17 protein-coding genes and 1 tRNA gene are annotated in these 20,089 nt (G+C 56.9%); 15 read left to right on the top strand and 3 right to left on the bottom strand.

Annotated features, from left to right (window positions below):
• Positions 1–11: 11 nt before the first annotated feature.
• On the top strand, positions 12–2,939 hold the full coding sequence (locus SDD30_RS00670; protein WP_434073123.1) for a DNA methyltransferase: 2,928 nt from the start codon (positions 12–14) through the stop codon (positions 2,937–2,939).
• On the opposite strand, the gene SDD30_RS00665 is transcribed toward SDD30_RS00670, so the two are convergent.
• Positions 2,936–3,151 carry a hypothetical protein gene (locus SDD30_RS00665; protein ID WP_434072994.1) on the bottom strand — a complete coding sequence of 72 codons (216 nt, stop codon included), beginning with the start codon at positions 3,149–3,151 and terminating at the stop codon, positions 2,936–2,938. The genes SDD30_RS00670 and SDD30_RS00665 overlap by 4 nt on opposite strands.
• A gap of 86 nt (positions 3,152–3,237) precedes the next feature.
• Between SDD30_RS00665 and pglZ the strand changes: the two genes are divergently transcribed.
• The 3 genes from pglZ to SDD30_RS00650 all read left to right on the top strand — a co-directional run bounded on the left by pglZ (position 3,238) and on the right by SDD30_RS00650 (position 7,417).
• Complete coding sequence (gene pglZ / locus SDD30_RS00660; protein WP_434072993.1) at positions 3,238–5,268, top strand: BREX-3 system phosphatase PglZ; 2,031 nt, start codon at positions 3,238–3,240, stop codon at positions 5,266–5,268.
• Positions 5,265–6,029, top strand: coding sequence for a hypothetical protein (locus tag SDD30_RS00655; RefSeq protein ID WP_434072992.1), 765 nt, complete (start codon positions 5,265–5,267; stop codon positions 6,027–6,029). Before pglZ ends, SDD30_RS00655 begins: the two co-directional genes overlap by 4 nt.
• Before the next feature lie 110 nt (positions 6,030–6,139).
• Positions 6,140–7,417, top strand: a complete 1,278-nt coding sequence (locus SDD30_RS00650) for a purine/pyrimidine permease (protein ID WP_434072991.1) — start codon at positions 6,140–6,142, stop codon at positions 7,415–7,417.
• A 243-nt stretch (positions 7,418–7,660) separates the two neighbouring features.
• On the opposite strand, the gene SDD30_RS00645 is transcribed toward SDD30_RS00650, so the two are convergent.
• Positions 7,661–7,735 (bottom strand) — tRNA-Thr (locus SDD30_RS00645).
• A gap of 214 nt (positions 7,736–7,949) precedes the next feature.
• Positions 7,950–8,624 carry a TerC family protein gene (locus SDD30_RS00640; protein WP_434072990.1) on the bottom strand — a complete coding sequence of 225 codons (675 nt, stop codon included), beginning with the start codon at positions 8,622–8,624 and terminating at the stop codon, positions 7,950–7,952.
• A gap of 674 nt (positions 8,625–9,298) precedes the next feature.
• Here SDD30_RS00640 and priA point away from each other — a divergent pair.
• The 11 genes from priA to SDD30_RS00585 all read left to right on the top strand — a co-directional run bounded on the left by priA (position 9,299) and on the right by SDD30_RS00585 (position 20,071).
• Positions 9,299–11,752 (top strand): replication restart helicase PriA, encoded by a 2,454-nt coding sequence (gene priA, locus SDD30_RS00635; RefSeq protein WP_434072989.1) that lies wholly within the window; start codon positions 9,299–9,301, stop codon positions 11,750–11,752.
• 20 nt (positions 11,753–11,772) lie between these two features.
• Positions 11,773–12,240, top strand: coding sequence for a peptide deformylase (gene def / locus SDD30_RS00630; protein ID WP_434072988.1), 468 nt, complete (start codon positions 11,773–11,775; stop codon positions 12,238–12,240).
• A 2-nt stretch (positions 12,241–12,242) separates the two neighbouring features.
• Positions 12,243–13,178 (top strand): methionyl-tRNA formyltransferase, encoded by a 936-nt coding sequence (fmt, locus tag SDD30_RS00625; protein WP_434073122.1) that lies wholly within the window; start codon positions 12,243–12,245, stop codon positions 13,176–13,178.
• Positions 13,169–13,978, top strand: coding sequence for a DUF116 domain-containing protein (locus SDD30_RS00620; RefSeq protein WP_434072987.1), 810 nt, complete (start codon positions 13,169–13,171; stop codon positions 13,976–13,978). Before fmt ends, SDD30_RS00620 begins: the two co-directional genes overlap by 10 nt.
• Positions 13,979–14,279: 301 nt before the next feature.
• Entirely contained in the window at positions 14,280–15,653 is a 1,374-nt protein-coding gene (gene rsmB, locus SDD30_RS00615) for a 16S rRNA (cytosine(967)-C(5))-methyltransferase RsmB (protein ID WP_434072986.1), read from the top strand.
• A 138-nt stretch (positions 15,654–15,791) separates the two neighbouring features.
• Positions 15,792–16,226, top strand: a complete 435-nt coding sequence (locus SDD30_RS00610; protein ID WP_434072985.1) for a hypothetical protein — start codon at positions 15,792–15,794, stop codon at positions 16,224–16,226.
• Complete coding sequence (locus SDD30_RS00605) at positions 16,216–17,079, top strand: sensor histidine kinase (RefSeq protein ID WP_434072984.1); 864 nt, start codon at positions 16,216–16,218, stop codon at positions 17,077–17,079. Before SDD30_RS00610 ends, SDD30_RS00605 begins: the two co-directional genes overlap by 11 nt.
• An 80-nt stretch (positions 17,080–17,159) precedes the next feature.
• Positions 17,160–17,804, top strand: a complete 645-nt coding sequence (locus SDD30_RS00600; protein ID WP_434072983.1) for an accessory gene regulator ArgB-like protein — start codon at positions 17,160–17,162, stop codon at positions 17,802–17,804.
• A gap of 157 nt (positions 17,805–17,961) precedes the next feature.
• On the top strand, positions 17,962–18,096 hold the full coding sequence (locus SDD30_RS00595) for a cyclic lactone autoinducer peptide (RefSeq protein ID WP_434072982.1): 135 nt from the start codon (positions 17,962–17,964) through the stop codon (positions 18,094–18,096).
• A 142-nt stretch (positions 18,097–18,238) separates the two neighbouring features.
• A complete protein-coding gene (rlmN, locus tag SDD30_RS00590; RefSeq protein WP_434072981.1) occupies positions 18,239–19,303 on the top strand; it encodes a dual-specificity RNA methyltransferase RlmN in 1,065 nt (354 codons plus the stop codon).
• A gap of 6 nt (positions 19,304–19,309) precedes the next feature.
• Positions 19,310–20,071: an FHA domain-containing protein gene (locus SDD30_RS00585; RefSeq protein WP_434072980.1), complete on the top strand. Its 762-nt coding sequence runs from the start codon at positions 19,310–19,312 to the stop codon at positions 20,069–20,071.
• Positions 20,072–20,089: the final 18 nt, after the last annotated feature.

The raw sequence follows: 20,089 nt of genomic DNA, 5'->3' as shown, positions 1-20,089 counted from the left end.
ATTGCCTGGGCATGACTTTTGCGAGCGACGCGGAGCGCCGGGAGTATTTCCTGGAGAAGTTACGCGCAAAGCTGAAGGACCCGGAGTTTCGTAAGATTGAGGGTTTCCCCATCGCTTCCGATGAGGATATCCTGGCTCTATCCGACCCGCCGTACTATACCGCCTGTCCGAACCCGTTTATCGAGGATTTCATCAGGCATTACGGCAAGCCGTACGACCCGGCGACGGATAATTACAGGCGTGAGCCCTTTGCGGCGGATGTGAGCGAAGGGAAGAACGACCCGATCTACAACGCCCATTCCTATCATACCAAGGTGCCACATAAAGCAATCATGCGCTATATCCTGCACTATACGGAGCCGGGGGATGTGGTTTTTGATGGTTTTTGTGGGACGGGGATGACGGGCGTGGCGGCGCAGCTGTGCGGCGATAAGTCCGTGGTGGAATCTTTGGGCTACAGGATTGATGCGGACGGTGTAATTTACCAACCGGAAACGCAGGAGGAAACCGGCGGCAAGGCCACGACTGTATGGAAGCCCTTTTCGAAGCTGGGCGCCCGCCGGGCCGTCTTGAATGACCTTTCCCCTGCCGCCACTTTTATTGCCTATAACTACAACACAACAGTAGATGTTGATGCCTTTCAGCGCGAAGCCGAACGTATCCTCAGGGAAGTCGAAGTTGAATGCGGCTGGATGTATGTTACGCCGGCGTACGGGGCGCCCGGCTCGACCCTGCCAGTTCAAGCCGAAGGAAAAATCAAGGAATTGGCCGGACAAATCCGCCAGGCCGGGACGGCCAATGAAGTGCGCGAGCTCATGCAACAACTCGAAAACGGCAGCCGGAAACCGGCAACTGCTGCCATTGCCACCGGCAGGATCAATTATACCGTCTGGTCGGATGTTTTCGTCTGCCCGGAGTGCACGGGAGAGGTTGTCTTCTGGGAAGCAGCTGTAGATCAAAAGGCCGGCAGAGTACGGGACGAATTCCCCTGCCCCCATTGCGGCGCCTCTCTCACCAAGCGTCATATGGACCGCGCCTGGGTGACGCGGTTTGATAAAGCCATCAACCAGACCGTGCGCCAGGCCAAACAGGTGCCGGTACTCATTAATTATACCTATGGCCGGAAGCGCTTTGAGAAAAAGCCCGACGCCTTCGACCTGGCCCTCATTGAGAAGATTGAAGAGAGCGACATTCCCTACTGGTTCCCCACTGACCGGATGCCGGAGGGGTACAATACCGAACAGCCGAAGGTTTCCCACGGCATAACTCACGTGCACCATTTTTATACGAAGCGGAACTTATGGGTGCTGGGGGCAATTTTTCAACGGGTCGCCACAAAACAAAGTAGGTTGGTTTTTCAATCTATATCGGTAACACTATGTTCACGACTGGTAAGATACAATATGGGTAATCGTGGTAATGGTCCACTCTCAGGAACATTGTATATATCATCAATGAACGCTGAAACGAACCCTCTTTGGGTTTTTGAAGGCAAGAGGACAGACTTTGCTAAAGCTTTTATCGTAGAAGATCTTAGCATGATTTCTACCCGATCAACATCAATCTTTACGTTTGATTATCACAGTTTTGATTACATCTTCACCGACCCGCCCTTTGGCAGCAACCTGATGTATTCCGAGCTGAACTTCCTTTGGGAGGCCTGGCTCAGGGTCTTTACCAACAACAAGCCGGAAGTTATTGAGAACAAGGTACAGGGCAAGGGCTTGCCTGAGTACCAGCAGCTGATGACCCGTTGTTTCCAGGAGTATTACCGGGTGCTTAAACCCGGCCGCTGGATGACTGTGGAATTTCATAACTCTAAAAATGCCGTTTGGAATGCTATCCAGCAAGCCCTACAGACAGCTGGCTTCGTGATTGCTGATATTCGGACACTTGATAAGCAGCAAGGGTCCTTCAAACAGGTCACTTCGGCCTCAGCGGTTAAGCAGGACCTGGTTATCTCCGCCTACAAACCCAACGGCGGTCTGGAGGAACGTTTTAAACTGGAGGCGGGCACCGAATCAGGCGTCTGGGACTTCATCCGCACCCACCTGAAGCAGCTCCCGGTTTTCGTTACCAAGGACGGCCAGGCCGAGGTTATTGCCGAGCGCCAGAACTACTTGCTTTACGACCGCATGGTAGCTTTCCACGTCCAGCGCGGGGTGACTGTGCCCCTGTCGGCCGCTGAGTTTTATGCTGGGCTGGAGCAGCGCTTCCCGGTGCGGGATGGCATGTATTTTCTCCCCGACCAGGTCGCTGAATATGATAAAAAACGCCTGAGCGTGAAAGAGGTACTGCAGCTCGCATTTCATGTCACCGATGAAGCTTCCGCTATCCAGTGGCTGAAGCAACAACTAACGAAAAAGCCACAGACCTTTCAGGAGCTTCAGCCCCAGTTTATGCGGGAAACCCAAGGCGGCTGGCTGAAGCACGAAAAGGTGCTGGAGCTTTCCGAACTGCTGGAGCAAAACTTCCTGCGTTACGACGGCCAGGGGCCGATACCAGCGCAGCTAGTCTCCTGGCTCAAGCAGAGCGAAGAAATGCGTAAGGTAATCCAGGGGGAACAGGTAACCGGTAAAATACGTGAAGAAAACGGCGCTTTATATTTTTCTGCGCCCAACTCCCAGGCTGTAACACTTATTACGCGCGCGAAGGACCGCTGGTACGTACCCGACCCCAACAGAGCCAGCGATCTGGAGAAGCTGCGCGAACGGGCCCTCCTCAGGGAGTTCGGGGAATACCGTTCCTCCAGCCAAAAACGGTTAAAGGTATTCCGCCTGGAGGCCGTCCGTGCCGGATTTAAAAAAGCCTGGCAAGAGCATGATTATGCCACCATCATCGCCGTAGCCCGCAAAATTCCCGAAAATATCTTGCAAGAAGACCCCAAACTTTTAATGTGGTATGACCAGGCAATAACTCGTTCGGGGATGGTAATCTAACGTTGGCTTAACCAATAACCGAAATGCATCCATTGGCAGCGCATGATATCAACGAAACGAAGCCGGGAGAACAGCTTCCCGCCGAAGTTAGCCATCGTCTCGACCGCATGGTGGCTCAGGCCCTGGCGGAGGGTGTGATCTCGGAAACGCGGGCTGCAGAACTCCTTGGTATACCTTACGGCAAACTGGGAGAGGAGATCGCGATAAAGCACTATGGACTGCCCCTCTATCTGCGTCACTGAAGAGGTCCCATGACTGGCAGTCGTCGAGTTTTGGTTGCAAAGGACGCGACGCTGGAATGAGTCTTAATATTTCGTTTCCTGCAGATTCCTGGCGCAATCAGATTCTGCAAGAGTTTACCCCAGGGATGGCCCGGCTCACCCTTGTCGCCGACCCGGACGCCTTGCTGCTGGAGGAACAACTTCTGGAGGGTATTCGGGAACGGGGCTTTGAGCTAATAACCTTTGAAGATCATGTCGCTTTCCGTTATGCCTATGAAGCAGAGTTCCGGTCCCGCTGGGATCGGGGTGAACAGACGGACCTGGTGGTTATAATGCGAGCCCAAGCCAATGATCTGGTCTCTTTGCCGTTTGATCTGCTGCAAGCGGGCCGCAGGCTTTCTTTTAGTCTGGGCGACATCTTCCCTGATCTCAGTTATCCGGTCGTAGCAGCCCTGGATCGGGGCGACCTCGACGCCCTTTATACTGCCTTGAAAAGGCATGCACCGGGACAACTTGGGGACAATGCCACCAAGGAGTTCATCCTTCGACACGTCTTTGAAATGGCAGCCGAGCTTATCGCACAGCCCGCCGACCTGCTGCGCATGCTGCTCCGTCGTCATTATCGTAGGCAGCATATACCGGATGTTCTCGAACAACGCTTTATCCAGATTTTACGCCAAAACAATACCTTTGACGAATGGCCGCTGGAAATTATTGTCCCGGATCGGGAGGCTTTCTTTACCTTCCTCCAGGAGCGCTGGCCCATCTTCCTCGACCGGGTAGCGGCTGAAGGGAATCCCGAAGTACGAGAGGATAAAAAGGCATACTACCTGGAAATTGACGGTCCTGCCGACCTACCCTTTGACCATCATGATATTCGGGTTTACATGGACAATCTGTTTCTGGAGGGACTATTGCATCCCGTACCACATACCTATGTAGATCAATCACCACAGTCCTGGGTGAGCACAGGTATCCAAAACTATGGTGCTGAAGACAAGCGCCAACGCCTAATCAGGCTCATGGACTACCTTCATTCCTCCGTTCCGACCGAAAAGGCCCGGTATGGGGAGTGGTTCCATTTTGCCCGGGGTTGGGCTAAACTTACTCTGCTGGCCTATGAACAGGAAAATACCATCGATAGGAAGGTGGTTACACGTTTTAATGGTCTACAAGACCGGGTAGATTTAGCATTTACCTCATGGCTTACCAGGCGCTACGCTGGGCTAATCAACCTCCCACCGGTCCCACCGGTCATGCTCCACCATTTACCGCGGTTTCTGGCGCGCTGGATGGGGGAGGACCCGGAAACGAAAACGGCATTGCTGCTGGTGGATGGGCTCTCCCTCGATCAGTGGTTGGTTGTACGCGAGACGATGGTATCACAGCGACCCCATTACCGGTTGCGGGAAAACAATATATTTGCCTGGATTCCAACCCTCACCTCAGTTTCGCGTCAGGCTGCTTTTGCTGGCAAGCCGCCTATCTTTTTCCCCAATAGCATTCAGACAACCGTTAAAGAACAGGACCTGTGGTCGCAGTTCTGGGTGGATCAAGGGTTTTCTTTTAATGAGATCGTTTACGCCCGCGGGTTGGGTGACGGCAGCCTGGAGCCCATCGGGGAACTGCTCTCTCATCCCAAGGTGAGGGTTGCCGGGCTGGTAATCGATAAGGTGGATAAAATTATGCACGGTATGGAATTGGGGACTGCCGGTATGTATAATCAAATACGCCAGTGGGTACAGCAATCCTATTTGACCGAGCTCCTGGATCTCCTGTTGTTTCGGGGTTTTAACGTATTTTTAACTTCGGACCACGGTAATATTGCAGCAGAGGGTTGTGGAAGTCCAGCCGAAGGGGCGGTGGCGGAGCTACGTGGTGAGCGGGTCCGGATTTATTCCAGTAGGCCGTTACGAGATAGGATAATGGAGCGTTTTCCGGATGCTTTAGAATGGCCGGCGGTAGGTCTGCCGGATACCTTTCTTCCTCTTATCGCCCCGGCGCGGCAGGCCTTTGTCTATACGGGAGAACGTATTGTCAGTCACGGCGGTATCGCCCTGGAGGAAGTTATCGTCCCCCTTATCCAGATTGAAAGGACAGACAGATGAATAGTCGCGCCAATCAAATCGGTTTCAGCCAGCGCGTGCGCCTGGAGTGGCTGGAGATGACTGCCAACCTCGTACTGGCCGGTAACGATAAGTTAACCATCAATGCAACCCTGCAGGAACACTTGCAGGATAAGGTATCCATCGATGGTGAGGCTGTGCGCGGTAACCGTGAGAAGATTATTACCATCTTAATGAAGGTTTGGTTCAATACGCCGCCAGAGCTTGAATCCTTGCGGGCTGACGGCCTGGATTTACTCCGGCAGCTACCGCGCCCGGACCACCTGGCGGTTCATTGGGGCATGGTTATGGCTGTTTACCCCTTCTGGGCAGCGGTGGCGGGCCATGCCGGGCGTTTTCTGAAACTGCAGGGTTCAGTAAGGGCCACCCACGTGCAACGTCGTCTACGGGAGCAGTACGGGGAACGGGAGACGGTCTCTCGGGCAGCCCGGCGCATACTGCGGTCTTTTATTGATTGGGGTGTGCTTTGTGAGACCAAAACCCAAGGAGTTTACACCCAGGGGCCAACCATGTCCATTGCCGATCCCCGCCTGGCCGCGTGGTTGATTGAAGCCTTTCTCCACACCCGTGCCAATGGATGTGCACCACTGCAGGATTTGGTCGCAAGTCCGGGCCTGTTTCCCTTTCACCTTGAGCATTTAGCCACAGCGAGTCTGCTGGCAGCCTCTCCCCGCCTGGACCTTTTACGCCACGGCCTGGATGACGAGCTAGTGATGCTACGTCTGGATATCCGCCACAGCTGAAGTTAGAGTTGTTCTGGGTTACCTTGTTGATTATAATAAATCCTACGGGGCCGGGTTACCCGGCCCTTTTTAGTCAAGCTATTTGGGGGTAGAAACAGGAGGACGATGGGGTGCCATTACTTTATGCCTTGCAGTGGGTTGCTTTTCACCTGGGGATGTTAATTACCATACCGGTAGTTGTGGGAAACGCCCTCCATTTAGATCCCGTCGGTGTTGCTACCCTTACCCAGCGAGTCTTTTTCTTTACGGGGCTGGCCAGCCTGCTGCAGGTATTTATTGGCCACCGCCTGCTGCTGATTGAAGGGCCGGCAGCGCCCTGGTGGGCGGCTTACGTTATCCTAGCCAGTATAACGGCGCAAATGGGCGTTAGCTTCGCCCTGTTGCGGACAGACCTGGAAGGTGCCATGCTTGTAGCCGGGGCTATGCTGATGGCTGCCGCCCTACTGGGATTGCTACGCCGTCTGTTACCTCTGTTTACACCGGCCATTAATGGCACGGTCCTATTGCTCTTATCTTTGCAGATCGGTGGCATTGGCGTTAAAGGGATCCTCAATAGCGGGTCCGGTAGGGCTCTTGACGGGCGCCTGGTAGTTATCGCCCTGGTAGTACTTCTGTTAATCGTTTTCCTTTCCCTGAGAGCCAGGGGAGTTTGGCGAACTGGAGCGGTAATTTTCGGGGTGGCCGGCGGTTGGTTGCTTTATCACCTGTGGGGGTTCCAGGCTAACGGCAATACCATGCGTCCTGGTACTTCATTATTATCACTACCTGGTGTTTTCCCCTGGGGCCTGCCGACCTTTAATCCGGGTATAATCTTTTCCCTGGTACTGCTGGGGATCGTATTAATTCCTAATGCTGTCATCAGTATTACGGCGATGGAGAGTTTAATAAATACCCAACTACCGCGGTTCTACTACGATCGTGGGCTTTTTGTCTCCGGCCTGAGCGATTTTCTGGCGGGACTTTTTGCCTCAGTGGGTTCCATACCCTTTACCAGCTCTGTGGGCCTGGTGGCCATTTCCGGGGTAAAGGAACGCTTGCCTTTTATATTGGCAACCCTGATCTTTATGCTGGCAGGGCTTTTGCCAGCCGTGGGCGCTCTGGTAGCCAGGATCCCCCCGCCGGTGGCCAACGCCGTACTGCTGGCGTCGGCCAGCCCCCTGGCAATTTATGCCTTGAAGGATTACGCTCGCTGTCCCCTGAACAACCGGGATGCCTTCGTAATCGGCCTGAGTTTACTGATCGGTACCGGGATTATGTTGCTACCGGGAGAAACATGGCAGCAACTCCCAGGTTGGGCTGCTAACATTCTGGGCAACGGTGTTATCGCTGGTTCATTAAGCTGTATCCTGATGGAACATTTAGTTTTACCCCGACCCCTCAGGAGATGAGAGCTCTATCGGTTGAAGGATCTCCGGTTGAAAATGGCAAGAGGGGGTAACTATAGGCGATCATTATTAATCGACCTCACCTGACCTTATCAATGACACAGACGGGATTAGACCCAAGCTCTGATAAAGTAAATATTAAATATAATGGTATCTATTTACTCCCAAATTATTCCCCAAACGGTCGTCCCGCAGAATCTTATTAAAAAGCTAAGCCCCGCAAGCGTTGCGGGGCTTAGCTTTCCCTGGAGCTGATGGAGGGATTCGAACCCTCGACCTGCGCATTACGAGTGCGCTGCTCTACCCCTGAGCCACATCAGCATTGGTCACAGTAGCTATTATATCACCCAGGGACACAAGGATCAACCGTTTACACGGCCTGATGCATCTAAAACCTGCTTAAGTCCAAGTTATCCCTGATTTCCCGTTGAATTATCGCAACAAAAAGCTTGGCTAATCTCCTATATGGCGGGAGCTTGCGTCAGGCTTGAAACTATGCCGTTGCGCGGGCACGTTGAAAATGGTTATAACTGGATCAAACTGTCTTTTCAGCGTGTCCAGAGCCCATTTTCCGGACCTGCAACCAGCCCCAGATGAAAACGGCTGCCGCCAGGGCCCAGGGGATCAGGGCAGCCGCCAGTTCACCGGTATAGTGGGGTAGTCCCAGGCCATGGTCCGCAAAGATCATAGCCAGGGAAGTATGGGCCAGGACGGCACCACCGATATAAATAATTATAGGATAACGGTTCATCATAGTCGCCAGCCAGCTGGCCCCCAGGACCAGGATGGGGATGCTGACGGCCAGGCCGAAGATCATTAAACCAACGTGCCCGTGGGCGGCACCGGCCACACCCATAATGTTATCAAAGGCCATAGAGAGGTCAGCGACGATAATGGTGCCGACGGCCGACCAGAACTTATTACTGGATTTTATTTTTTCTTCACCCGCATCACCATTGAGGAGTTTCCAGGTAATCCAGATGAGGATGACGCCACCGATGGCGTTTAAATAAGGGACGCGGAGCAGCAGGGTGGCCAGGGCCGTGAGGGTGACGCGGAGGACGATAGCCCCGCCGGCACCGATGAAGGCCGCTATTTTTCTTTGTTGCAGGGGTAGGTTTTTAATGGCCAACCCGATAACGGCGGCGTTATCCCCCGACAGGGCCAAGTCGATAATGGTAATTGATAGAATAGCCCATAAAAAACTCAACCCGGTAGACCCCCTTCTAATTTGCGAAACTATTCTCTTTGGGAACGATACTCATATGGGCGTTGAACGTTGCCAGGGCCGCGAATGTACCGGGGCTTGTCCATCTTTACTATTTCATCCTTCTGCATGGGCCGCGCCAGAGGTAGGGGTGTCAATATTGACGGTACTCATGCGGCACCACTGTTGCCTTCACCTAACCTGGCTAGGGCAGCACCGTCACTTCCACTAAACAAAAAGACCCTTGCACTCCATAACAAAAGAGTGCAAAGGTCTCGCCAACTTCATCAGAAGCCTGCAAAGCCGGGGTTGCCCCGTCTTGACGACTTTGCAGCCAGAGGTAGCTACTCCCCCTTACAGGGGACAAGTTTAGCATAATTGCTGAAAAAGTCAAGCCTTTTGGCAACCTTCTTCGAAGTTATCCTATTTCGGGAGGAAGGTTGACTATTCCAGGCATATCCGGTAAGAATTAGATAAAGTTACCCTGATTACGGGGGGCCGGCTTCGCCGGTGCAGGCCATCACTGGAAGCCGTTATTTTTCCCAAGACGGGACTGGCAGGAAACTTCCCTTGTGAATTTTGCCTGGGCTTTCAAGAATAATACAAGTTCACTACTGAAGCCATATCTGGTATAATATGAATGGATAAGTCAACCAGGAGGGGGTTGAGTTGGGGATTTGCTGGTAGAGGTGGCAGTCAACTCGGCCCCTGGCGCTATAGATAAGACGTTAACCTATCGGGTGCCGCCGGAGATGACCCGGGCCGTGCGGGTTGGGTCCCTGGTCCTGGTAACCCTGGGGAAAAGGCCGGTTACCGGGGTGGTGGTGGCGCTGCCGGGAGAGTCGAAGCAGGCCGGGCTGAAGGAGATCAGGGCCGTCCTGGAGGCCGATTTCCTGCCGCCCGGGCTGGTTGACCTGGGCCGTTACCTGGCCGAGCGTTACTTCTGTCCCCTGGCGGTGGCCCTCAAGGTGATGCTGCCGCCGGTAACAGGCCGGCGCCTGGAACGGCGCTGGCGTTGGTTGCCCCCGTCAGGAGAGGAAACGGCGGCAGCCCTCAACCTGGCTGGTTGCCTGCCACCGCCGGCGAGGGAGGTCGCCGCCTACCTGTCAGAAGCAGCTGCAGCCGGGGTGAGCCGGCTGCACAAGTTCGGCCGGGGACAGGGGCTAGAGGAAGCCCTGGCGGTTTTAAAAAGCCATGGTCTCATCAAAGAGGAGTGGTGCTGGCGCGGTGTGCCCGGCGACAGTCACTCCTTTTGGGTGGTAGCCTGTACCGGGGCAGCATCCCTGCCTGCTATCAGCAGGAGAGCGCCCCGCCAGGCGGCGATGCTTAAAACCCTGTTAACAGCAGGACCGCAGCCGGCGGCTTTCCTAGCGGCTGGCGGTAGCTATGCTTCCCTGCGCCGGTTAAAGCAGCTGGGGTTAGTTGAATTTACTACGGAACCGCCGTTCGGGACCGGGGAGACGGACTTTCAGTACCCCGGTGGGGAGACCAACGCGGCCGGGAACCGGGAAGGGGACGGCCGGGGGAGTGCATCCCTGCAGCTTAATAGGGACCAGGAGCAGGCTTTACAAGCGATTAAGGCCGCCCTGGGTCGAGGGGGGACCTTTCTACTTCACGGGGTAACCGGCAGCGGTAAAACCGAGGTTTACCTGCAGGCAACAGAGGCAGCCCTGAGTCGGGGCTACCGGGCCCTCTTCCTGGTACCTGAACACGCCCTGATACCCCAGGTGGTGACCAGGCTGCGGCAGAAACTGGGGGACAAGGTGGCTGTCATCCACGGGAACCTGGCCCCGGGAGAAAGGGCCGCTACTTGGGAGCGAGTGCGCCGGGGGGGAATCCAGGTAGTTGCGGGCAGCCGGGCGGCCCTTTTTGCCCCCCTGCCCGAACTGGGGTTAATAATTATCGACGAAGAACATGCCGGCAGCTATAAACAGGAGGCAGCCCCGCGCTACGACGCCCGGGAGGTGGCCATTAAACGGGGCCACCTGGAGGGGGCGGTGGTCATCCTGGGGAGCGCCACTCCCAGCACCGAGACCTTTTACCTGACCCGGCAGGGGAAGATTAACCTGTTGCCCTTACCCCGCCGGGTGGCCGGTTTAAACCTCCCGACCGTGGAGATTATCGACCTGCGGGAAGAATACCGAGCCGGTCACCAGGGCTATTTGAGCCGCCGCCTGCGGCAGGAGATAGATGCGGTCTTGGCGGCAGGGAAGCAGGCTATCCTTTTCTTAAACCGCCGTGGTTATGCCCCCCATATCCTCTGCCGCGACTGCGGCTATGTACCTGTATGTCGCCACTGCGATGTGGCACTGACCTATCACCATGAGGGAACCCTGCGCTGTCATTATTGTGGTTATGCGGAACCGGCAGGGAGTGCCTGCCCGGTATGCGGCGGGCCCCTGGTCCGCCTGGGAGCGGGTACCCAGAGGGTGGAAACCGAGGCCCGGGCCCTATGGCCGGAGGCAAGAATTATCCGGGCCGATGGAGATACTACTGCCAGGAAGGGTCGCTGGGAGGAAATCTACCGGACCTTTGCCGGGGGAAGTGCCGATATCCTCATTGGTACCCAGACCATTACCCGGGGCCTAGATTTCCCCGGGGTTACCCTGGTGGGGGTCGTTAATGCCGATCTGTCCCTGTACCAGCCGGATTTCCGGGCCCGGGAGCGGACTTTCCAGCTTTTAACCCAGGTAGCCGGGCGGGCCGGTCGTAAAACGCCCGGTAAGGTAATCATTCAGACCTATAACCCTGGCGACCCGGCTATTACCCTGGCGGCGGCCCAGGACTACCGGCGCTTCTACGAGCAGGAGATCGCCAACCGCCGGGCCGGGGGTTATCCCCCCTTTATCAAGCTGGTACGGATCGGCTTCAGCGGCCGGGACGAGGCCGGGGTTATTGCCGCCGCCCATGAGCTGGCGGGTTTAATCCAGCGTGACGCCGGAGGCATGACCATCCTGGGGCCTGCTCCGGGTTTTCCCGTCCGGGTGCAGGATAATTATCGCTGGCAGCTAATGTTGAAGGTTCCATACTGGTCCCGGAATAAGGAACGGCTGACCCGGTGCCTGGCCGCCTATCGTCCCCGGCAGGGCCTGCGTTTGGTGGTGGATGTCGGGCCGATTAATTCCTGGTAGCACTTTAGGAGGCAGATTTCGTGGCCATTCATAAGATCTTAACCCTGGGGGACCCTATCCTGCGGGAAAAGTCCCAGCCGGTAAAAAAGATAACTCCCCATGTATGGAAACTTTTGGACAACCTGGCGGATACCATGTATGATGCACCCGGGGTCGGGCTGGCAGCACCCCAGATCGGAGTTTTAAAACGGGTAATCGTCGTGGACGTCGGCGAGGGACTGACCGAACTCATTAACCCGGAGATTATAGCCGCCACCGGGCAGGAGGTGGGTCCGGAGGGTTGCTTGAGTATCCCTGGTATCCAGGGGGACGTGTCCCGGGCGTCCCAAGTTACCGTCAGGGGGCTGGACCGCCACGGTAAGCTGCGGGAGATTGCGGCCGAGGGCCTGTACGCCAGGGCCCTGCAGCATGAAATTGACCACCTGGATGGGATTCTCTTTATCGACAAGGTTGTGCGCTGGCTGGAGAATAAGCCCGAGGTGCGGTAGTGATGCGGCTAGTATTTATGGGAACCCCGGATTTTGCCGTCCCTTCCCTGCAGGCCCTGGTAGCCGCCGGCCACAAAATTGGCGCCGTCATCACCCAGCCTGATCGCCCCCGGGGACGGGGGAAGAAGTTCCTGCCGCCACCGGTCAAGGAAACAGCCCTGGCGGCAGGATTACCAGTTTGGCAGCCAGCCCGGATGCAGGACGAGATACTAATGCGTGATCTACGGCAGCTGGAGCCGGAGCTCATCGTCGTCGTGGCCTTCGGTCGCATCCTCCCCCGGGCGATCCTGGACCTGCCGGGTCTGGGATGTGTTAATCTCCATGCCTCTCTGCTGCCGCACTACCGGGGTGCGGCGCCCATCCACCGGGCCGTGATGAACGGTGAGACGGAAACCGGCGTGACCACCATGTGGATGGCTCCCCAGCTGGATGCCGGCGATATCATCCTTCAGGAGAAATTACCTATACCGCCAGCGGCCACTACGGGAGAAATCCACGACCGCCTGGCCGAGAAGGGGGCTGGCCTCCTGGTACATACCCTGGAATTAATAGCCGCCGGCCGGGCACCGCGCCATCCCCAGGATGAGGCCCTGGTAACCTATGCACCACCCTTGCGGCCCGAGGAGGAAGAGATCGACTGGCAGCAACCGGTAGAGGTTATTTATAACCAGATCCGGGGCTTAAACCCCTGGCCGGGGGCCTATACCCGGCGATCCGGGGAACGGCTGAAGGTCTACAGCGCCCAGATAGCAGAGCCGGCGGCGGCCGGACGGCCCGGAGAGGTTATCCAAATTACGAAAGACGGTTTTGCGGTCCAGACAGGGAGGGGGCAGATCTTGATTACCAACGTGCAACCGGCAGGTAAAAGGGCGATGCCGGCCAGCGCCTACCTGCAGGGTTATCCTCTGGCCCCCGGGGAGATGCTGGGATGCGGATAAAAAAGCGCCTCTTCATCGGCCTGCTGGTCCTGAGCTTGATGTTTATAACGGCGGTCCTGGCCGGCAGCTGGTACCTGCTGATGAACCATAACAGCCTCTTTAACCAAGTACTACTGGCCCTTGGGTTCTTAACCCTGGCGGTACTCTTCCTACTAATCGCCCTGGGGATATTCAGCCTGGTGGTCATGCTCTGGCAGGGACACAGTCGCCCCTTCCTGCAGCACCTGGGGCTAATGGCGGTAAACCTCCTCTTCCCGGTGGCCCTGGCCCTGGGCCGGCGCCTAGGGGTGGAGGCGGCCACCATCAAAGCCTCCTTTATTGAAATGAATAACCAGCTGGTGCGCCTGCAGCACCTGCATATTACCCCGGCGCAGATCCTGATCCTGGCTCCTCACTGCTTACAATGGAGCGGCTGTCCCCATAAAATTACCATTGATGTTAACAACTGCCGCCGTTGCGGGCGCTGCTCCATTGATGCCCTCCACGCCCTGGCGGCGAAGTATGGTGTACGTCTGGCCGTGGCCACCGGGGGTACCCTGGCCCGCCACTTTGTCAAGCAATACCGCCCCCGGGCGGTGGTGGCCATAGCCTGCGAACGCGACCTGACCAGCGGGATCCAGGACACCCAACCCCTACCTGTCCTGGGGGTTTTAAACCTGAGGCCCCACGGGCCCTGCCTCAACACCCAGGTTAATTTGAGCCAGGTCGAACAGGCCATCCAGTTCTTCCTAGCGGGTAAGGCGGCAACCCGGTCCCCGGTATGTAGTGACGGCCTGGTTGAGGTAACCCATGGTAATTAAACGCGGCGGGTAACACCCAGAATGCCCTTGCGAAAATGGGGTCTGTTGGTCTGGGGTGAGCAGGTTCCCTGCGGGCGCTGGTTGCGCCATTGTACTTGTGTCGAACTCGGCCGGCTTCGGGCGCGGCCTTAACTCGACCCTTCGGGTGGCAAACAGGCGGCCGCGCTCATCCGAAAGCATCCTCGTTCTTCTTACTGCGGCTTCGCGGAAAGTTTACGTCTCGAATCAAGCGCCTTGCCTGTACCCGCAAGTCTTCAATATTAAAGAAATGACTAAAGAAATGCTAACATGGAGGCCACAGATGGCTAAACTTAAAACCCCCGCTTCCGCCCGGGAGGCGGCCCTGCAGGTCATTTATCGGGTAACCGAGGAAGGGGCCTTCGCCGGCCTGGCCCTGGACGAGGTTTTACAGGCAGCCAGCCTGGAAGGCCGTGACAGGGCCCTGGCTACAGAATTGGCTTACAGCGCCATTAAGGCCTGGGAGACCTTGGATTGGGCCCTGGGCCTTTTTTTACGGCAACCCCTGGCAAAACTCCCGCCCTGGATTCGTTCCCTCCTTCGCCTGGGAGCGGCCCAATTGCTCTATTTACCCCGGATACCGCCCCGGGCAGCCCTTTACGAAACCGTGGAACTGGCCAAGAGATACGGCCACCGGGGGACGGTAGGCCTGGTTAACGGCGTCTTGCGCCAGCTTGACCGGCGCAAGGACAGCCTGCCTTACCCCAACGCCCGAGAGGATCCGGCCGGTTACCTGGCGCGGCGTTACTACCACCCCCGCTGGCTGGTAGAGCGCTGGCTGGGTGAACTCGGTTACCAGGAGACGGAGGCTCTCTGCCGGGCGGATAACGAACCCGCCCCTACAGTGATCAGGGTGAATACCTTGAAGATCAGCAGGGCTGCCCTGGCCGGACGTCTGCAGAATGAAGGGGCAACCACCAGGCCGGCCCGTTATGCCCCGGAGGGACTGGTGGTTGAGGGCCTGGGGGCGGTGGAGAACAGCCCTTCCTTCCAGGAAGGGCTGTTCTACATTCAGGATGAGGGCTCCCAGCTGGTCAGCCATGCCCTGCACCCGGACCCGGGGGCCCGGGTAATTGATGCCAGTGCCGCCCCTGGTGGCAAGACGACCCACCTGGCCCAGTTAATGGGAAACCAGGGCGTTATCTTGGCCGGCGATGTCCACCCGCACCGCCTGGATTTAATCACTGCCAATTGCCGCCGCTTGGGGGTCACCTGCGTCCATACCATCCTAGCGGATGCCCGGGAGCTGGGGGAGGAATACCCGGAAACAGCCGATTACATACTCATCGATGCCCCTTGCTCCGGGTCAGGCGTCCTGCGCCGGCGGCCGGACGCCCGCTGGCGTAAGGAACTCCCCCGCACCCGGGAACTGACCCGGCTGCAGCTGGCCATCCTCAAGGGGGCCTGCCGGGCCTTAAAGCCGGGAGGGGTCCTGGTCTATAGCACCTGCTCCCTGCTGCCGGAAGAAAACCAGGAAGTAGTACGGGAGTTTTTACAGCAGGCAGGGGAGTTTCAGGCGGATTCCCTGGAGCCATGGCTGCCGGGGCTGCCCCCGGATCTCCAGATCTCAGCTCGCCAGGGCCTGGTTCAATTTTTACCCCAGCGCCACGGGACAGACGGTTTCTTCATGGCCAGGCTAAAAAAACGAGCAAAATAAAGGATTTTGTCCTTGCATGCAGAATATGGTTGGAGGGATGTTCGGTAAACTGGGGGGAAGGTAGATATGGATATCATGCCCTGGACGGCCCTGGTTTTTCAGTCCATACCGGAAAGTATTATTCTGGTGGCTCTGGGATTGGGCCTTATTGGCGAGTATCCGCATGTTAAAAACGTTATAGTGGTAGGGGTAATGGGAGCAATGTTTTCCTATTTTATCCGGCGCTTGCCATTAGAGTTCGGAGTTAATACTTTATTATCCATAGTTGTTTTGGCCTTAATGATGCGCTTTATATTAAAAATTACTATCACCAGGGGAATAATGGCTGCTTTCTTTGGTGTCATAGCTGTAGGCATTATTGAAAGCATGTCTATACCAATAGTTTCATATTTTACCGGTATTAGTTTTGAAACAGCCCTACATGATCCCTGGCTCAGGGTTCTCTTTCCCCTTCCGGATGAAATAATCCTGGGCGTTATGGCCTATGCCTGCCGGCGGTGGCGTTTCTCCCTCATACCTGGCTATGGCTTTCCGACGAACGTAGACCGAAAGGAAAAGGAAGATGAAAAATAAAAGCTTCACCCAGGCCATCCTCATCCTGATCCTGCTCCAGACCTTTCTGATCTGCCTGCTGAATCTCAGCTATTATGCCCAAGAGGCCTTCCCTATCTTTCCCATCGAGCGTACGCCGGCAGCTATCTTAATCCTCTCCTCCCTGTTACTTTTGACTTCTTTGAGTATGATCTACGTATTATTTACGGCCAGCAGCCGGGAGATGCAACTCGTACGCCAGGAGATCTACATAACCAACCTGAAGGAGAGTATGAAGAGCCTGCGCGCCCAGCGTCATGACTTTATCAGCCACCTGCAGACGGTCTACGGCATGTTGCAACTGGGCATGCACGAGGCCGGCCTGGAGTATATCGCCTCGGTATGTAAAGAAGTCCGCCAGCCTACCCGGGTCATCGAGGTCAGCCAGCCGGCCCTCGCGGGCCTCTTCCAGGCCAAGGCGGCGGCCATCGAGGCCCAGGGCGTCAGCTTCCAATACGAGATCAACAGCGACCTCAAGGGGCTACTGCTACCGCCAACGGACGCCACCAGCATCTTCGGCAACCTCCTGGATAACGCCATGGAAGCCACCCTAGCCGGTGCTCCAGGCGGGGAAAAGCGCATTTGGCTGCGGATTTTTAATGAGGCTGACTACCACTGCTTCGAGGTGGGCAATACCGGACCCATCATTCCTCTGGAATTACAAAAAAAGATCTTCGCCAGGGGTTTTACCACGAAAAAGGTCGACCGGGAGAGCCACGGCCAGGGCCTCTACATAGTCCAGAGGCTGGTAACGGCCAATAACGGCCGGATTGAGGTTCATAGCAGCGACCAGGGCACCGTGTTTACCGTAAAATTTCCCATTTCTACAACTTAATTGGCGATCCAAGCAGGAATTTCGGGATCCGTGTAGAATAATATGGTAGAGTTAACAAAGTCTTATGGAGCAGGTAAGCCTTGCTAAGCATCCACCGCCTCGCCCGAGACAGTGCCGGTTACTTGGTAGCTAGGTCACCGGCTGGTCGTGATAAGCATCCGGAAATAGAGGTTGTGGCCTTCGGCCTGGAGGTGGCCCTGGGGGGCCTTCTGCAACTGGTCATTTTACTGATTGTCGCCTGGTGCCTGGGCCTGGTGCCGGAAATGCTGGCCGCCCTGGCGACCATGGCCGGCTATCGTCTCCCGTCCGGGGGCGTCCACTGTAGCGCCTATTACCGCTGCTTGCTTTTATCGCTGCTGACGCTGACCCTGCTGGCCCTGCTGGGCCGGGAGCTAGCCCTGGCGGCAGGAAAATATCTGCCGGTCCTGGCGATGGTTGTGTTTGTCGTCAATTTGCTGATCGCCCGTAAGTGGGCCCCGGCGACTGTCCCGGCAGCGCCCATCATCAATCCCCGGCGCCGGTCCCGGTTAAAGCGGGTCTCTTATTTATGGTTAGCCGGGTGGTTGCTGGTCATGCTGGCCGGTTTCTACCTGCAATGGTCCCCGAGCATTCTGGCCAGCAGCCTCCTGGCCCTGGTGGTCCAGGGTGTAGCCCTGACCCCAGCCGGTTTTGCCGTCATCGGGCGGGCGGACTCCTTATTAAAGCGGCTCCTACCTTTAGGATAAAAAGAGAGGAGGAGTCGCCTAGGATGGCGGGCCGCAACCAGCGAACGGGAGAAATGAGAGGCAGGGCTTTTATCGGAAACTGGCGCAGCCGGTTTCGACAAGCATCCCACCTCTCGCATCTCACTTCTCACATCTCATTTGGGGGGAGGTGATGCGGATGTTTAAACGGTTGACGGCGATGGTGGCGACCCTGGGCGTCGCCCTGGCAGTCCTGGTGGCTAACGGCAGCGTTCTGCCGGCCAGCGTCTGGCTCTGGCACCAGCCGGAGGTCCCGCAGGGCCTGCGTAGATAAATAATGAGGCGAATGGCTACATAGAGAAGGGGAGAGATAACTCCCCTTTTTTTCATCCCATGGTGCCCGCGGGCCGGGATTGTGGTATATTATGGTATAGCTTCATTAATAATAATAAAGATAATAGAGCCAGGAGATGGGGATGACTACCAGAATCGATTTACGCGGGATGCTGCCTGCCGAGCTGGAGGAACTGGCAGCCGGCCTGGGGGAAAAGCCCTACCGCGGCCGCCAGATCTTTCACTGGCTTCATGCCCGCCGGGCCAGGGAGATCGAGGCCATGTCCGATCTACCCCGGGCTTTCCGGGCACGGCTGGCTGCCAGGGCGGAACTACCGGCGGTCCAAGTCCTGGACCGGCAGGTAGCGGCCGACGGCCAGACGCGCAAATTACTCCTTGCCCTGGCTGACGGTCAGAGCATCGAATGCGTGCTTATGATTTATGCTGGCGAGCGCCGGCGCCGTACTGTTTGCCTGTCCAGCCAGGTGGGCTGCGCCATGGGCTGCAGCTTTTGCGCCACCGGCCAGGGCGGGCTCCAGCGCAACCTGACCACCGGGGAGATTATCCTCCAGGCCCTGGCCCTGGCTACCGAACTGGAAGAGCAGGAATCCGGGGGGTGCATCACTAATATCGTCTTTATGGGCATGGGGGAACCCCTCCACAACTATGCGGCCGTTTTGAAAGCAGTCCGGATCTTTGAAGACCCGACCGGGTGGGGGGTAAGTCACCGGCGGATAACTATTTCCACCTGTGGTATTGTGCCCGGCATCGAGCGCCTGGCGGGGGAAAAGCCGCCCCTGGAGCTGGCTGTTTCCCTCCATGCCGTAACCAATGAACTCCGGACCCGGTTAATGCCTGTTAACCGGCGTTACCCCCTGGAGAGGCTGATCCCGGCCTGCCGCCGTTATGCCGAAGGCACCGGGCGGCGGGTTACCTTTGAGTATGCCTTGATGGCCGGCATTAACGACCGCCGGGAGGATGCCCGTGGTTTGGCCGGTCTGCTGGGGGGGATGCTGGCCTTTGTCAACGTCATCCCTTTAAACCCGGTGGCCGGGAGCAGGTTGCGGGGAGTCACCCCTCCTGCAGCCCGGCGATTTGTGGCCTGGCTGCAGGAGGCCGGCCTGGAAGCAGCCATCCGGGAGAGCCGGGGAGCGGACATCGCCGCCGCCTGCGGCCAGCTACGCTACGCGCCCAGGGAGGTGTTATAATCTATCATGGATTTGCTGGAAAAAAATGAGCACTTCTGGCAGCGTCTTTTTGACGGCCTTTTCCGTCGGGGTGGGGCCGTTTCCCTGCAGCCGGTGGAGATCGCCAAGAAGCTGGCCAAAATCATGGTCAGCCAGCGGACGGTCAGCGTCAATCATGTTTATGTACCTAACGTTTACCTGGTTAATTTGAGTCCCGGGGATTTCGAGCGCCTGTCGGTCTTTGAGCATTCCCTGGCCAGGGAACTGGAGGATTACGTTGCCAAAAAGGCGGCGGAACAAAACTATACCCTGGTAGGCGCGCCCCGGGTAGAGATGGAGGTCGAAGACGAGCTGGCCCCGGGAGAGATGCGGGTAGTGGCGCGGATGGAGGAGGAAAAACCGGCGGTGGTCGACGCTAAGGCGGCCGCATCGGCAGCTGGGGATGGTGATACCCTGATTTATCGGGCGATTAATGAAGTCCCTGCTCCTCTGGAGGAACCAGCGTTTAAATTAACGGTACTGGAAGGACCGGATGCCGGACGTACTTTTCTTCTTAAAAACGGCCGGCAGGTCCTAGGCCGCCAGCCGGCCTGCGATTTTGTCCTCACCGATGAGCAGGTCTCCCGGCGCCACTGCCAGGTTGAGGAGAGCCACGACCGTGTTCTAGTAACGGACCTGGGCAGCCGTAATGGTACCATGGTTAACGGGGTCAGGGTAGAACGAACCTTCTTGAAACCAGGTGACCGGCTCCAGGTAGGCCGGAGCGTGCTGGAGTTGCAGGTAAGTTAAACAGGAACGGGTGATTGC

The sequence above is a fragment of the Moorella naiadis (nom. illeg.) genome (genome assembly GCF_051020825.1).
GTDB lineage: Bacteria > Bacillota > DSM-521 > Neomoorellales > Neomoorellaceae > Neomoorella > Neomoorella naiadis.
This window is presented reverse-complemented; position numbering and strand designations above follow the sequence as displayed.